The 15,777-nt window shown below is 49.1% G+C and carries 14 protein-coding genes; 8 read left to right on the top strand and 6 right to left on the bottom strand.

Features of this window, described 5'->3' with window-relative positions:
* The first annotated feature begins 23 nt into the window (after positions 1-23).
* From EZV61_RS01065 to EZV61_RS01045, 5 genes are all read left to right on the top strand, one after another.
* Entirely contained in the window at positions 24-215 is a 192-nt protein-coding gene (locus EZV61_RS01065) for a hypothetical protein (RefSeq protein ID WP_114336878.1), read from the top strand.
* Positions 216-384: 169 nt separating this feature from the next.
* Positions 385-1,356: an aldo/keto reductase gene (locus EZV61_RS01060; protein WP_165569493.1), complete on the top strand. Its 972-nt coding sequence runs from the start codon at positions 385-387 to the stop codon at positions 1,354-1,356.
* A gap of 17 nt (positions 1,357-1,373) precedes the next feature.
* The gene (locus EZV61_RS01055) at positions 1,374-1,766 is read left to right on the top strand and encodes a GlcG/HbpS family heme-binding protein (protein ID WP_131414040.1); all 393 of its coding nucleotides are present in this window, start codon (positions 1,374-1,376) and stop codon (positions 1,764-1,766) included.
* 412 nt (positions 1,767-2,178) lie between these two features.
* Entirely contained in the window at positions 2,179-3,690 is a 1,512-nt protein-coding gene (locus EZV61_RS01050; protein ID WP_131414039.1) for a methyl-accepting chemotaxis protein, read from the top strand.
* 49 nt (positions 3,691-3,739) lie between these two features.
* Entirely contained in the window at positions 3,740-4,288 is a 549-nt protein-coding gene (locus EZV61_RS01045) for a DUF6436 domain-containing protein (RefSeq protein WP_131414038.1), read from the top strand.
* 52 nt (positions 4,289-4,340) lie between these two features.
* On the opposite strand, the gene EZV61_RS01040 is transcribed toward EZV61_RS01045, so the two are convergent.
* Positions 4,341-4,925 carry a hypothetical protein gene (locus tag EZV61_RS01040; RefSeq protein WP_131414037.1) on the bottom strand — a complete coding sequence of 195 codons (585 nt, stop codon included), beginning with the start codon at positions 4,923-4,925 and terminating at the stop codon, positions 4,341-4,343.
* Between the two features lie 94 nt (positions 4,926-5,019).
* Positions 5,020-5,982, bottom strand: coding sequence for an elongation factor P--(R)-beta-lysine ligase (gene epmA / locus EZV61_RS01035; protein WP_131414036.1), 963 nt, complete (start codon positions 5,980-5,982; stop codon positions 5,020-5,022).
* Positions 5,983-6,154: 172 nt separating this feature from the next.
* On the opposite strand from epmA, the gene EZV61_RS01030 reads away from it, so the two are divergent.
* Positions 6,155-6,727 (top strand): DUF922 domain-containing protein, encoded by a 573-nt coding sequence (locus EZV61_RS01030; RefSeq protein ID WP_131414035.1) that lies wholly within the window; start codon positions 6,155-6,157, stop codon positions 6,725-6,727.
* Positions 6,728-6,938: 211 nt separating this feature from the next.
* Here EZV61_RS01030 and EZV61_RS01025 read toward each other — a convergent pair whose 3' ends face one another.
* Entirely contained in the window at positions 6,939-8,051 is a 1,113-nt protein-coding gene (locus tag EZV61_RS01025) for a TDT family transporter (RefSeq protein WP_205695291.1), read from the bottom strand.
* Between the two features lie 51 nt (positions 8,052-8,102).
* Here EZV61_RS01025 and EZV61_RS01020 point away from each other — a divergent pair, with 51 nt between their 5' ends.
* A complete protein-coding gene (locus EZV61_RS01020; RefSeq protein ID WP_131414034.1) occupies positions 8,103-8,978 on the top strand; it encodes a LysR substrate-binding domain-containing protein in 876 nt (291 codons plus the stop codon).
* Here EZV61_RS01020 and EZV61_RS01015 read toward each other — a convergent pair.
* Positions 8,886-10,421 carry a glycoside hydrolase family 13 protein gene (locus tag EZV61_RS01015; RefSeq protein ID WP_205695290.1) on the bottom strand — a complete coding sequence of 512 codons (1,536 nt, stop codon included), beginning with the start codon at positions 10,419-10,421 and terminating at the stop codon, positions 8,886-8,888. The two genes, EZV61_RS01020 and EZV61_RS01015, sit on opposite strands and share 93 nt — an antisense overlap.
* Before the next feature lie 225 nt (positions 10,422-10,646).
* Here EZV61_RS01015 and EZV61_RS01010 point away from each other — a divergent pair, with 225 nt between their 5' ends.
* A complete protein-coding gene (locus tag EZV61_RS01010) occupies positions 10,647-11,843 on the top strand; it encodes a S8 family peptidase (RefSeq protein ID WP_131414033.1) in 1,197 nt (398 codons plus the stop codon).
* Between the two features lie 318 nt (positions 11,844-12,161).
* Here EZV61_RS01010 and EZV61_RS01005 read toward each other — a convergent pair whose 3' ends face one another.
* Positions 12,162-13,463 (bottom strand): DKNYY domain-containing protein, encoded by a 1,302-nt coding sequence (locus EZV61_RS01005; protein ID WP_131414032.1) that lies wholly within the window; start codon positions 13,461-13,463, stop codon positions 12,162-12,164.
* Between the two features lie 76 nt (positions 13,464-13,539).
* The gene (locus EZV61_RS01000) at positions 13,540-15,714 is read right to left on the bottom strand and encodes a S46 family peptidase (RefSeq protein ID WP_131414031.1); all 2,175 of its coding nucleotides are present in this window, start codon (positions 15,712-15,714) and stop codon (positions 13,540-13,542) included.
* Between the last annotated feature and the right edge of the window lie 63 nt (positions 15,715-15,777).

Below are 15,777 nucleotides of genomic sequence, written 5' to 3'. Positions count from 1 at the left end.
CGACCTCATATTGGAGCACTCTTATGGATGTTTCAAAAGCCAAGTTGGGCAATTTCTGCGCAACAAAAAAAGGCGATGGCCGGATACGCAGCATCGATAAGGAGCATCATCTGTTGTTGATGGCTGACTATGTAGATGATCATGAGTTTGTCGTACGCTTCGACGAAGTCATTAATGACCCGCAGGTACATAACAGCGATGACATCTACTACTGACGCGGATCGATGGATGCCGACAACGGTAGCCCCCTGCCACTGTAGGCAAACATTCTATCGATGAAAGCTAAACGAAAAGCTCGAACTATAGTTCGAGCTTTTCGTTCTTTAGTACTTGGCACGCTTTGCTGACCGATTTAGGATTAGCCCAGTCCGAACAGGAGTGACCATGAATAAGACACCTATACAAAACCACCTACCTAAAGCCAGCCGACTGATATATGGCTGTATGGGACTGGGCGGTAGCTGGGATAACGCCCCCTATAGTCAACAAGATATCGATCTGGCCCATCAAGCCGTCAATACCGCACTGGAGTGCGGGATAAACTATTTTGATCACGCTGATATCTACACCATGGGTAAAGCTGAACAGGTATTTGGCGAAGTGCTTAAAGCCCGTCCAGAGCTGCGTGAACAGATCATCTTGCAATCCAAATGTGGGATCCGCTTTGAAGATGCCCATGGTCCGAAACGTTATGACCTATCCCCTGAGTGGATTGAAGAGAGTGTAAACAATATTCTCAGCCGGTTAGGCACCGATTATCTGGATACATTGCTGTTGCATCGCCCGGATCCACTGATGCAACCCGAACTGATTGCGGAGGCATTTGACCGCTTGCAAAGCGCGGGTAAAGTGCGCCACTTTGGTGTATCCAATATGAACCAACACCAGATCTCGCTGCTACAGTCTCAGATTAAGCAGCCATTGGTGATCAACCAATTACCCCTCAGTTTGAGCCAAGCGGATTTTGTTGAAGATGGTGTGCTAGTAGGCACTGGCGATAGCGCTAATGTGGGTTATACCGCTGGCCTGACGGATTACTGCAAGCAGAACGACATTCAATTGCAATCGTGGGGTTGTTTAGCACAAGGGTTATTCAGTGGCCGCAACCTTGGTGGCCAACCACCCCATGTACACGCCACCGCAAGATTGGTCAGAGAGATGGCTCACGGCTATCAAACCAGCGCAGAAGCTATTGTTCTGGCTTGGTTGATGCAGCATCCCGCGACTATCCAACCGGTATTGGGTACCACCCACGAAGGCCGTCTTCGCGCCTGTGCGATGGCAACCCAGGTGCAACTCAGTCGCGAAGACTGGTACAAGCTTTTCGTTACCACCCGTGGCCAAGAGCTACCTTAAGCAACACAGGAATGAACATGGATATCAGTTTTTCTCACGCTCAAACATTACTCAATAAAGCGCTCGAATTAGCCACAGCCAAAGGCGTGGTTATTGCTGCGGCCATCGTCGATGCCCATGGTGAACTGGTCAGTTTCGCCCGTATGGACGGGGTGGCGTTTCATGCCGCGGTTCTGGCACAAAACAAAGCCTATACCTCAGCGAGGGATCGTCAACCTAGCGCGAATTTGGCGCAATGGGCGCAAGAAACAGGCAAAGATATGGGCTATTGGAGTGACGCTCGTTTCACCGGTATCGGTGGTGGTGTTCCCATCTATGTGGACGGACAGGTGGTGGGTGCCATCGGCATCAGCGGTATGAGTGAACAGGATGATGCCGCTTTAGGTCAAGCAGCTATCGACGCCCTTTAAATAGTTTGTTCAGACTTTTCCCTATTCACGCGCAGAGGCGGCCAAGTGTCGCCTCTTTTTGCGCCCACTTTTCCTGCGCAGCTTCAGCGCTAACCACGCCCACTCACTAGCACCACAACTTCCTCGTATTTGATCCCTCAAGCACACGGGCAACCCATTGGTGATTTACACCACAAAACCACTCACCATCGGCCGGAACGATGATCCAAAATGTGGCATGTTTCCTATTATTTAACAAAAAGTTGTTTAGCCTTACATCAAGGATTTAGATGCTCCTAGCCGGGATGCCGCTGCATCTGAATTAACGCTACGCTGAACAAGGCACGATGCCGGGGCAAAGCCACTAAACCATTCTCTGGCTTGGCCGATAACTAAAGCAGCCGCGAAAAGCCATTTAGCCAATTGGAAACCTATGTCTATGTCAGAACCCACGCTTCCATTCCGCCGCCAAGCCGATCAACTGATGCAGATCATTCTAGTGGCACTATTTGCCCTGGCACTGATCCTGGCGATCTCAGGTGGTAGCTGGCTCGCTGCGATCCTGATCGGTACACCGGCGATGATCATCCCTATCCTATTGATGAAGTCTGCTCAAGATTCTGCCCTGGCGCGGATCGCTGTGGGGGTCGCCCTCATGGTATTTGCAGCATTGCACATCCATCAGGTAGAAGGGCTGATAGAGATGCATTTCTCTATTTTTGTGTTGTTAGCTCTACTGATCATGTACCGCGACTGGAAATGTATTCTGGCTGCGGCCGTAGTTATTGCATTGCATCACATCAGCTTTCTAATGCTGCAAAACAGTGGTGCCGGAGTTTGGGCATTTGAAGAGGGGCATAATACCTTCGGTTACATGTTGATCCACGCCGCCTTTGTCGTCGTCGAAGCAGCCCTACTCATCATCATTGCCAAACGTTCTTTCGCTGAAGGGGTAATGGGCACTGAATTAGCTGAAATAACCAAACAGATCACCCGAGATCCTAATTCACTGGATCTGATGGCGCGCTGCCAGAATGAAGATATCCCTCTGCTGAAACAGTTCAATGAGATGCTGGCAAGGATGTCTCAACTGCTATTACAGATAGACCACTCAAACACCACACTGCAAGGTGCCTCCAGCGGCATGAATCGCGCCAGTGAAGATCTAAACCGCATCGTCAATACCAAGCGCGGCCGCGTGGAGCAGATAGCCGCAGCAACCGAGCAGATGTCTCACTCCGTCGTACAAGAGGCAGAGATGGCACAGCAAGTGATGGGCGCCATGGACAATGCCAACGGCCAGATCAACGATGGCCAAAGCACGATTAATGAAACTCGAGTTATGGTTACTGACCTGGAGCAGTTGCTGCAAAACACGAGCAGCACGGTGACCGAATTAGCCGCTTCCTGCGAAAGCATCAGTGCCGCCCTCAATGTTATTCAAGCTATCGCCGAGCAAACCAATTTACTCGCCCTCAATGCAGCGATTGAAGCAGCTCGCGCTGGTGAGCAGGGACGCGGTTTCGCCGTCGTTGCCGATGAAGTGCGTTCACTAGCCTCACGGACACAGGAGTCGACAGAAGAGATTAAAGGGATCATCGATTCCCTACAACAAGGCAGCAGCGCCTCTGTCGACGCGATGACAGCTTGTTTAAGCAAAGCGGGTGGGAGTGTTGAAGCGGCCAACCAGTCTGAATCGGCATTTGAACAAACCCGTATCCAATTGACAGAAGCACTGGAACTGACCCGCTTGATGACCTCGGCGATTGATGAACAGCAAGGTGCCAGCGCAGAGATCGCCGCTGCGGCCTCAGAAGTGAGGGACGTAACAGAAGAGGAAGCGACCATCAGCGAAGGGGCTGCTAACCGCGCTAAGGAGTTAGAGAAACTATCTAACAGTTTGAAAGATGCGCTGGTCAGCTTCCATCTCGAACAGCGCAATTAACTCAATATGGGGCTAGTTCAAATAGCCCCTTATTCGAAATATTGGCCCGTTGAAACAGATCGTCAGTAGAAAACATCTAGCAAGCTTTACCCTATTCGTGGTCTGGATAGGGTTTACCGCTTGGGCATTTTGGTACACCCAATTTGCCCCGCTGATTCTTTTTGATCAGCACGACCGCGTGCGTCCGCTCACTGAATCACCGGCAACATTCACTGCAACCCTAAGACAGCATCTCCCCATAGCAAGTGAACAGGACGGAGCCGTGATGGTGCATTTCACCCAACAGGGTTGCGACTGCCGGCCCCGCGCCAGTCGCCATATCAAACAGCTACAAAAACAAGCCACCGAGCTCAACGTAAGGAATATCACGCTGTCATTAGAGCAGCACCCTGTGCTAGCCCGTTGGATACCGGCGACACCAGCAACCCTGCTGCTCGATAGTACGGGACAATTACGCTACTTTGGCCCTTACTCTGCTGGCCTACTGTGCAGCAGCCGCAACAGCCTGGTGGAAAGTATCCTCAAACAGATCGCCACGCCCCATCCGGCGGTGATGCCGATGGAAGTGTTAGGTTGTTATTGTCCTAGTCAGATATAAGTCTGACTAATGAATGTCGAAGGGTCATTTCTTAAATGATAAAGATTTATAGCTATGAGTCAGCAAACTCAGCACCACTAAGAAACTTCTCCCATGTCATCATCAACCACTCTGGCTTCTCCTTAGAATCAGAGCGATAAGACGATTCAAACTGAATCGCTATGGTTGGATACAAAGGATGCTGACACACCAATCCAACAACACTGAAAAACTGAAATGGCTGTTTAGATGGGCTTTCGCTGGCATGATCTTCTGACATTCCGTCATAACTCATGCATTCAGCCCCTTTATACTCACGAAAGCTTGTATTCACATAGAGCGTGGTAAAACGTTTCTCATTATCGTTCTTTGCCTTTTCTATACGTAAATACTCCAAAAAGGCATGGCTAGACTCAAATTCACCTGGCTGGAAAACCGATGTTGAGATTATCGCCGTTGCCGCCAAATTTGCATTGCCCAAACGAGCAAACACAACTTGAGTCTTATTTTCTGAAGTAAGCATCCATCCCTCTTGAATTGGGGATTTTACTCTCGCACCAAGGATCTCATACACCCATCCACTTCCAGCGGACGGAAACTCTGGTGTTGTAGCACATGCGGTTAGAAGTAGAACAAAGCCAATAACGAAAAATTTCATTGCAATTCCTTATGCTCGTGTGTTCTTTCTAATAATTATCTATTAACAATATCTTATTACATTTCAAAAACTAAGAACCAAACCTAGACAGCATTTACGCATGATGGACAGGAAATGCGATGATATTTTCAATACTTTTAGCCTCGATTGCCAACATCACCAAGCGGTCGATACCCAACGCCACACCTGCGCAATCGGGGAAACCCGCGGCCAACCCATCTATCAGACGATTGTCGATCGGGCGTTGTGGTAAGCCATGACGTAAGCGTTTCTGGTTATCGGCTTGAAAACGGCGTCGCTGTTCATTGGCATCAGCCAGTTCATGGAAGCCATTGGCCAGTTCGATCCCTTTAAAATAGACCTCAAAACGTTCGGCAACGCGAGGATCTTCCACTGAGATCCGTGCGAGTGCAGCTTGGCTGGCAGGAAAATGGTAGATAAAACAGGGCGAATCATTCTGCCCAATCACCGGTTCCACGCACTCCGCAAACAACAGTTGCAGCAAGGTATCCTTGTCCTGCTCCTGTTCAGCTATGTCCCGTAAAGACTCAGGAGCCAAACGCCGCAGTTCATCCATCGACGCGGTTAGCGGGTCACACGCAAACACCAGGAAGAACGCTTCAGCGTACGTCAGCCGCTCGGCCATCTGACACCCCAATACCTGTTGCAGTAGCTGGTCCATCTCGTCCATCAATGCATGATGATCAAAATTAGGGCGATACCACTCCAGAATCGAAAACTCTGGATTGTGAAAGCGTCCCGCTTCTTCATTACGAAACGCTTTACAGATTTGGTAAATCGCACCGCTACCGGCACTGAGCAACCGCTTCATATGAAACTCAGGTGAGGTCATCAAGTAAAGTGGTACACCTTGAGCCGCACCAGGCCCAACAAACTCCGTTGCAAAACTGTGCAGATGCAGATCCGTGGTAGCAGCATGGGACAGCGCGGGGGTATCGACCTCCCACACACCACGCTCAGCAAAAAAAACTCTGATCTTAGAAAGAAGCGTAGCGCGGGTTCGGAGTGCATCAATGCTTGCTGTTGGCTGCCACATATAAAGATTTCTAAAGTAAGAAATTGATGCGAGGTTTATAGCAAAGCCTTATGATGGCTGCCAGCCAAATTCTATTCGAGTCATTTACTAGCGGGTACCATGGAGACCTTCATAAAAGTAAATGATATCGGTATTTTACCCAATGATGACCGTTCAATAGCAGGTGACATGGATGCCTTTTAAACTATCGATTCTTATACTCGCCTTTACCACTTTGACATCTCACGCAAGTCCACAAGTTAGTCGAACATTCGATTATTACCCTGTGTTTCTGGAGCAAGTTTCGGATCTGCAAGAGATCGGTTCCATTCTTTCAAAAGCGTCGCCAATTATTACAAACGGCAAAAAGTATCGAGGCCACGCCCACTGGAATGTGAAGTGGAAATATCGCTGGAAACAAAAAAATGGGAGCTGCAAAGTAACCAAGGTCAATACGACCGTAGAGCTAACTTACACCATGCCAGAGGCGGTGACACTCCCTCTAAACAAATCGCTGAGAGAAAAATATTTAGCCTACTACGATGCGCTGCTAGAGCACGAATATGGTCATGGTGACTATGCTATTGCCGCAGCACAAGAGATTGAAACTACGCTTAACCGAATCTCCCTCCCGGGAAAATGTGAAGGAATAAATAGTAAACTGAATAGCAAAGCACAAGCGATCCTTGACCTACACAATGAAAAGAGTCGGCAATATGACATAGCTACCGATCATGGGAAATCACAAGGTGCAAGCTTGCACTAATGGCGTCGCCACAGGCGATTGGCTAATTGATAGCTTCTGCCCACTTAACTACAGGGGCTAAACCGACAGATCACAGATAAGCTCCCCAACAGAGCACTTAGCGTCAATGGTGCCTCCGATAGTGGATATCACTTCTCGGGCGATGGCCAGACCAAGTCCTGAGCCCGATCATTCGGTTCCAAGCGCTCGATAGAATCACTCAAAACGGCCTTTAAAAGGCTGATTTAAAAAGCGCAGAAATATAGTGACCACTCACATACAACACCATCACTGCGGCCACAACCAACTCTCCTAAACCTGCTATCGCGGTGAGCTCTGCTAACTCGGCCATACCATTTTGCTGTGCCCACTGGCTTAACAGTAGCTGTGCCGTGGCACCAATCACTAAAGGAAAAGTAAAGGCGGCATAACCTGGGCTAAAAGGCAGTTGTAGCAGCTTAATCAACGCCAAATAGACCAAAGCCGTCATAGATAAGGCAATAGGTGCCAACAGCAGCACTAACAGATGATTCGGCGTATCAAAACAGCTCAAATAACCAGCCAGCAATAAACTCGCAGGCGCCCCCATGATGGCAAATGTACATAACGCACTTTCTGGAATTCGCTCTACAAACAGTAAGCGATAGAGCATCACTGGCAACTTAATTCCATAAGCCACTAAACCAAACCAGAACAGTGGTTGTGCCACCAGTTCCAACCCCATCGCTGGTGCGGTGACACAGGCCACCACAATGCCAATCGGCGGCACAAACCAGCTGGGTACCATGCGGTCCAAACTAAACAGGCGCCACTGACGACCACAGAAACCGATCAACAAAACGGCGTGCAGCGCCACGGCGCCAGACCAAAGCACGACGCCGGCCTGCTGGGCGGCAGCAGTGTCCAGCTGCACTAACCAACTGGCCGCCACCATCATCGCCATCGCCGCGGTGGGTAATACACTGCCTAATACGGGATGCGCCAGTTCATTGAGCAATAAGCGGGGTTGTAACAGATATTTGCTTAGCAGCGGCAGTAACCAGAAGCCACCCAACGCTAACAATAGCGGTACGAAGAACCCAGCCAAGCCGGGGAGAAGTAGCTGCTGACTTTCTGCCAAGGCCAATGCCGACGCTAAGCTGAAACTAGCCAGAGAGACGCCTCCCGTAGGTGCTGGGATGCGAGCCAGCTGGTAAACAAAGCCCCCGGAACGAGTTTCAAGGGATGAGTGCTGCTCCAGTATTGGCACCGCTAAGCTAACCGGTTGAGCCCCATGTGCTGATTTAGTCATCGATACCATGACCGACACTCCGACAGAAAGTAACGTTGACAGTGTAGGCGGCATCAAAATACATTAAAATCTATTAATAATTATAAGTTGATAGGTTTTACTTGTATGAAATACACCCTTAGACAGCTGCAAGTATTTACTGCAATCGCTGAGATAGGCACCGTACGCGCTGCAGCAGAGCAATGCTTTATCACCCAAGCGGCAGCCAGTGCCGCCTTGCGCGAGCTGGAAATACACTTAGAGGGACCGCTGTTTAGCCGTATAGGTAAACGCTTACAACTCAATGCTCGAGGTCAGTGGCTGATCCCCCGTGCCCATCACCTTATTCAAGAGGCCGAAGCATTATCGGAAGGGTTAGCGCAGCTCGACGAAATGGCTGGAGTATTGGCCATCGGTGCCAGCCAAACCATTGCCGAACATCGACTGCCGCAGTTACTGCAGCGTTATCACAGCAGGTACCCTCAGGTGTCATTGAAGCTGGAGGTCAGCAACAGCCGTGAGGTGATGCAGCATGTCAAAGAGGGCAAGTTAAGCATCGGTCTGATTGAAGCTGAATGTCGGGATCCTGAGTTAAACCCAAGACAATGGCAAACCGATGAGCTGGTCATTGTGGCAGCAAGCCAGCACCCGCTGGCAAACCAAACTCTGACCATGGCACAACTCAATCAACAGCAGTGGCTGCTAAGAGAAAGCGGCTCCGGCACCCGCGCCATTTTTGAGCAGCAGATGGCCCGGCATGGCTTAACCCCAACCGTCGCCATGAGCATCAATCACCCAAAGTCCCTACTCGCTTTGCTAGAGAGTGGCGACTATCTCAGCTGCGTATCCCGAACGCTGGTACAGGAATCTTTGGCAGCCAAGCAATTGGTTGAACTCTCTTTACCTGAGTTAATGCTCTCCCGCCCCTTTAATTTTATTGCCCTCAGCAGCAACCTTTGTCAGCCCAGGGTAAAGTGTTTCATCGAACAGATGGGGAGCTAACACCAAAACGACACCCTGTTGCGGTGCGAGGGTCAGCCGCCGTTGATTGCCGATAGCGCCAGAGCTATGGGTTGCAGGCCACTCCTGCATATAGTTCTGGTATTCGGCCGCGGGCAGATTCACGGTCTGTAACTCTCGCGTACGATTAACCACCACCAAGGCCTTGTCGGCGCCCAACTCACGTTTAAAAATCAATAACTCAGGATTATCGGCTTCGATGAAGCTGACGCTACCAAGGCGCAATACGGGATGCGCGTGACGCAGCCGGGTTAACGACTGATAAGTGGTCAGCAATGCATGATCCTGCAACGCCGGTTCATGCCAAGGATACGCTTCGCGGCAATAGGGATCATCGGCGCCGGAAACTCCCACCTCATCGCCATAATAGATACAGGGTGCGCCCGGCATCGTCATCTGCAGCAGCACACACAACGCCAGCGAGGGTTTATCTTCCCCCATAATCCAAAGGGCGCGGGCGGTATCATGACTGTCTAACAGATTTAATTGCGCCTGATTCACCTCATCGGAGTACCAACTCAGCATCCGTTCAACTACCTGGCGGTATTCACTTACACTAAGCGGGGTCAGGGGCATATGCTCTTTGATATAGTCACGGCGCAAGCTGGCCGCACCGATAAAGCTCATTGCCGACCAGGCAAAGGTATAGTTCATGGTGGCGTCAAAACGATCTCCCTGTAGCCAATCACCTGCGTGTCCCCATATCTCGCCACAAATATAGGCTTGCGGATTCACCTCTTTGACTACACGCCGAAACGCCTGCCAGAACGGCACATCATCAATCTCTTCTGGCACATCTAAACGCCAACCATCGATACCAAATTCGAGCCAAAAACGTGCGACCTTCAACAGATAATCCCGAACCCCGGGATTCTTAATATTAAACTTGGGTAGTGCGGGGAGGTTCCACCAAGCTTCATAGTTTGGCGGTTGGGTTTCGTCACTATGATAGGGGCGAAGTGGCCAATCATTTATCATAAACCAATCGACATATGGCGAATCCCCACCGTTTTCCAAAATATGGTGAAACGCCCAAAATCCACGGCTGGCGTGATTAAACACCCCATCCAGTATCACCTTAATACCGCGATGATGCGCTTGCTCCAACAGTGCCCGTAATGCATCGTTGCCCCCTAATAAGGGATCGACCTGCAGGTAATCAAAGGTATGGTATCTATGGTTCGAGGCTGAGCTAAAAATAGGGTTAAGGTAGAGGGCATTAACGCCGAGGGTCTTCAGGTAATCCAGCTTATCTATCACACCGTAGAGATCACCGCCCTGGTAGCCCTGCTCCGCCGGATCCGCTCCCCATGGCTGAAAACGCAAACCGCGTTCATGAACCATACCCGCACCACGAGCAAAGCGATCAGGGTAGATCTGATAGAACACCGCGTGCTTTACCCAATCAGGAGTTTTCATCTGCATTCTTAGCCCTCTATAAGCTCAGTGCTCTCTAATGATTTACATTACTCCCATAAAGCCAGAGATAGCTATTCATATCTCAAACCTGATTCACGAATTGAGCAGCTAACCGTAAGAAAGTAGGAACTAAATGTTATTAATTGTAAGGCCTTGAAGGCTGTCATTGTAACAGCAGGTTCTATTCAATAGTTTAGAGTCCTCTTTCAAGAACAAGCCAAGGAAACTGGCATGAAGTATCTTTCACTTGCCCCATTAACAATTTGCTCTCTTTTTCTCGTCACAGCATGCGGAGGAGGTAGTTCAGATAGCTCCCCGGTTGCTTTTAGCCTAAATGCCGAGGCTAACAGTGTCGGCGAAAGAGAAACCTTCATCATTAACTACCAATTTGACCAATTAGTTGATGCCAACGTAACGATAACCGCAGATAAAGGCACTATTGATACAGTCAACAAGCAGATCATTTGGTCAGCTTATGAAGTAGACAACGATACATTTGAAACCATTACTGTCACCGCCAACAACGGCACCGACAGCTACAGCCAAACCTTCCACCTTTCTGTCATAGACACGGACTATGTTTTTTACTTTACCGATCCCGATGTTCCCAACCAGGATTTCTGGGATGACAGAAACTACGCAGCTCCCCGTGTTAACTCTGCCTATATTGACGGGCTTATTGCTGAAGAGACTCCGATTAATATTGCCATGAGCGAAATAGGCTACTTTCCACATCCTGACCTTCCTGAGCTAGCAGGTACGTATCCAGCTCAAGACGTCGAACATTATCATGGCAATCTAGTCGGCTCGTTGATGGTCGCGCTACAAAATAACGGCGAAGGGGTTGCGGGGTTGGTGAGCAACGCGCAACTGTATCGAATAGATTATACTCAGCCCGGCTGGGCGCAATATCTGATCGATGAGAATGCCATGGTGCTTAATATCAGTTACGGTGGCGTGCAATGCAGTCGCAATGACCGGCTCTGGCTACAAGACGAAATAGACACCTACGTCAACGCTGGCGGTATTATCACCGTTAGCACAGGAAATGATGCCTCCGCCACCTTTCAAGGCTGTCAAAACATTATCTTAGTTGCCTCAGTGGAGATAGATGGTAGACCTTCCGATTTTAGTAGTTATGGTAACAGCGTAGATATCTCAGGCTTTGGCGGCAACCAACTATTGGCAGACGAAAATCAGAGCTACAAGTACGCCCACGGAACAAGTTATTCCGCCCCATCGGTAGCATCCGCAGTAGCTTTTGGAAAACAGAAATACCCACAACTAACTCATGAAGTGGCAGAGCTAGGATTAACTCAGAGCGCGAAACCGTTCCCGGTAGAATTACCGGCAGGTGGATTTGGTGCAGGTATCTTGGACGCTTACGCCTTTATTGAGTGGCTGGATCTTTACTATGGCAATGACTAGAGCCTAGTTCCAAGCCTCCCTTATACCGTGTATAACATACCAAACGGCTGGGGACGGCACTGCAATCTTGCAGTGCCGTCTCTGACCGCGGCTTCTTGGCGATAACTACCGCCACTCCTTTGAACTATTAATGCAATTACATCTATATCAGCCAGTATATGAATCGGTTTCTTCCGAAACATCACCTGTAACGGCTCATCGATAGATCGAAGTGTTAAAGCTCGGCACTTGACGTGGGCAAACGTCAATCGCGCTTTTCTCAATCAACCAATATCTCTAATCCCCGGCACAGGCTTTCAGCTGGAAGCGTAAGTAACTTTAGAAACGAGAGTCATTTTGAGGGTAGTGATATCGGCCTTGATCATCCTCTTCCAGCTCGAGGAATTCAGAGTAGACAAACTGATCAGGATGAACGCCATAGATCTTATGTGTTTGCCAATACACGTGGTTGGCATCAAGCGAATAGCCTTTCTCTATCACCTTAAACGTGGGGATATCGGCACCGATGATTGGCTTTTCACCAAAGAAGATGGTGTTATTTGAAAGCAAATGTTGACCATAGCTATTATGGCCGAGCAGTTGATAGTCATTGGCGTCACTTCCCTCTATCGACCGCAAGCCGAAGTAGATACGCCCTTCAAAAATAAAATAACTGTCATTTAAAGGCGTCACATCACTGCGCTTAACATATCGAGAATTAAAAGCATCTAAGCTCAACTCAATATACTGATAACTCTGCAACTCTTTGGCTAGGTGGCGCGTCATTTTCTCTGGTGCAAGCCCGACTAACCTGCTCCCCAAATAGTAGACGCCGTCTTTATCTTTCCAAAAATAACCATCCACGTCTTTTACAGACGCGACATCGCCAAACGGCAAGTATTCATCGTTATACAAGACGCCATTTTGATCGAACTGAACCGCGTGATTCAAGATCTGAAATGACGGAGCATGGGCATTGTTGAGCGCGTCGCCTCTGTAAAAAACATACCGATGATCTTTAGAGTAACCATCAACTAAGAGTTCAAACTCATTAGGACTCGCCCCTTTTAGTACTTCGCCATCACAAAACACCTCATCACGGATAGCTAGGTATCTATCAGATTCTTCACCCGTAAACGTTCTATAGTCGGCTGAAAATAACGCGATCATCTGGTCAAAATAGAAGACATTTCGCTCATCGTGAGCATATATCGTATTAATCAGAGAGAAGCTGGCAGGATTAGCGCCAACTAAAAGTTGGCCATAGGAATAGACGTGCTCATTGTCCTTTGCGAAGTAAGTCTCCTGATGACTGATATCCGCCATCGAAATAACTGAAAATGAATCAGGATTAGCGTCATCGATCGGCTCGCCTTTCCAATACGCTCGGCGACTATCTTTTGCATAGTCTTCACTAAGTACCGTGAAGCTTTCCAAATCAGCACCTTCTATCTTATTGGCGCCCAATTGAAAGAAATTACCCATCCGGACAAAAAACACCTCTCCCTTTTTGGCGTAATATTGTTCACTGACTCCTTTATCTATGGCGGAATAACCAATCCGAGGCACGAGGTAAAAGAAAGCAAAGACAATGACAGGAAAAGCGACGACTGCCGCACCCAAAGTCAGGAACCATTTCATATCGTGTTCATCCTTGAAAATACATAAAATTAAAAGAGCCTCAGGAGAGGCTCTTTTAGCTGAGATTTTGTCACCTCTACTCGACGATATCCATCTCTTCGATCAGATTGTCGGCACCATCCACATATTTCATCACCCACAACATATAGCGCGTATCGACGTGGATGGAGCGATTGAGGTCATCGTTGAAGTCCCAATCACCGATAATGCTTTCATACACCCCATCAAACAGTAAACCGACCAGTTCAGCACGGCCATTGAGCGTTGGCGAGCCAGAGTTCCCCCCCGTGGTGTCTACGGTAGACAGGAAGTTCACTGGCACCGACCCTAATGATGGCAACAGATAATCACCGTACTTTTTGCTGGTGATCAGCTGCAGCTGTTTTGCAGGTGCATTGAATGGTTCAACGCCGGTGTCTTTACCAGCAATGCCTTCCAGACGGGTGAATGGCAGATTAACTAAGCCATCTTGCGGTGAATTACCTTTCACCTGACCATGACTAACACGCAGGGTGCTGTTGGCATCGGCATAGATCGGCTGACCTTTGCTCTTGGCAAACGCGATCAGTGCTGCCATGTATTGCGGACGCCATTGCTGGAACTCGCCAGTCAGTGCTTTGTCGGCTTTTTCCAGCATCATCCGCTCTTGGTAAGTGCTACGGGCAAACTTAATAAACGGGTCGTCCACTTTATTCAGTGCGTCTAAATCGGTTTCCATCCATTGCTGCCGCATCGCCGCATCACCGATCTTGGTGCTGGCATAAAGCTTATCCAGATGAGCGCTCAACGCCTTGCTATCCAGCTTGTCAGTAATACCGAAAAAGTTGTCGATAGTGGGCAGGCGTTGCTCTTTTGGTAGTTTGGCGTATTCCTGAAGCAGGAACATCAGTAGCGCTTTATCCACTTCTGGGGCGAAGCGGCGATCCATTCGTGCCAGAGACGCTTTAAAGCGTGTCATATCGCGATCTTGATAGCCGGGCTCACGCTCAGCATCAGGCTTCTGTTTTTCATTCGCCAGACGATAGAGTTTCTTCGCCATCTGCGGTGCCTGCGCGTAGTACATGTAGTAGAACACCAGATCGCGAGCCTGGGTACTTTGCGATTGATCGACCAGCTCGGCTAACGACGAGACGGCCTTGCCATACTGCTTCTGGCGGCTTTTATCAGCCTTGATCCAAGCGTTGAGATCTTTTTCTAACTTTTGCTTACGCTTAAGAAAATCACTGTGATGGTAGCTTTCCACCATCGACTGAAAGTTTTTAGCGTAGTTAGCCAAACTGGCAAGGGTAGACTCATACTTGATACGGGCATCAGAGCCCTCTTCTGCAGTCACCTTAATCAGGTCGATCAACGCTTCACGCATAATACGGCCGTTAGGGTAGGCCCACTCAAACTGATTTTGCACTTCATCAGCGGTACGATAACGATTGGTACGACCCGGATAGCCAGCCACCATCACTAAATCGCCCTTTTCGACGCCTTTCGCCGACACTTTCAAGAAGCTCTTCGGCTCATAAGGGACGTTGTCTTTACTGAAATCTGCTGGCTGCCCATCAGGCCCAACATAGGCACGATAGAAAGAGTAATCTCCGGTATGACGTGGCCACATCCAGTTGTCAATGTCACCACCGTACTTGCCCACACTCATGGCCGGGGCGTGTACCAGACGAACATCACGGATCTCCAACTTCTTGGTCAAAAAGTACTCTAAACCATGGTGGAAGCTGGCGACATCACAACGATAGCCTGCGGCTTGCTCACACTCCGCAACTAACGTTTTACGTTTCGCTTCAATCGCCTGATAACGTTGTTCACCATTCATTTTACTGGTAACAGATGCCAGTACCTGGTCGGTCACCTCTGTCACTGACTCTGTGACATACACTCGAGAACCAGGTGCCGCAGGCAGCTCCTGATCCAGCTGCTTAGCCAAAAAGCCATCTTCCAGATAGTTCTGATCCGGGGTGGAGTTAAACTGAATACTGCCATACGCACAGTGGTGATTAGTGACCACTAAGCCCTTAGGAGAGACGAACGACGCGGTACAGCCGCCAAGGCTGATCACCGCATTCATCGGGAATTCGGTCAAACTACTGAGTTTTTCCGGAGCAATTTCCAAGCCTCGCTTGGTCAACGTATCAGCGAGTCGCGGCAGCTGGTGAGGTTGCCACATACCTTCATCAGCAATCGCAGAGAACGCCGCCATACTGACAATAGCAGCGCCTAAAAAAGTGCGTTTTGAGAGTGTCATTATTTCTTCCTGGAGAGTATTTATCTATTTTTGCAGCTTATTTTGCCGCTTGTTGTTTTATAT

This window comes from Corallincola luteus (assembly GCF_004336975.1).
GTDB lineage: Bacteria > Pseudomonadota > Gammaproteobacteria > Enterobacterales > Neiellaceae > Corallincola > Corallincola holothuriorum.
Note: the sequence above shows the minus strand (reverse complement) of the source record. Positions and strands in the feature narration are given on the sequence as shown.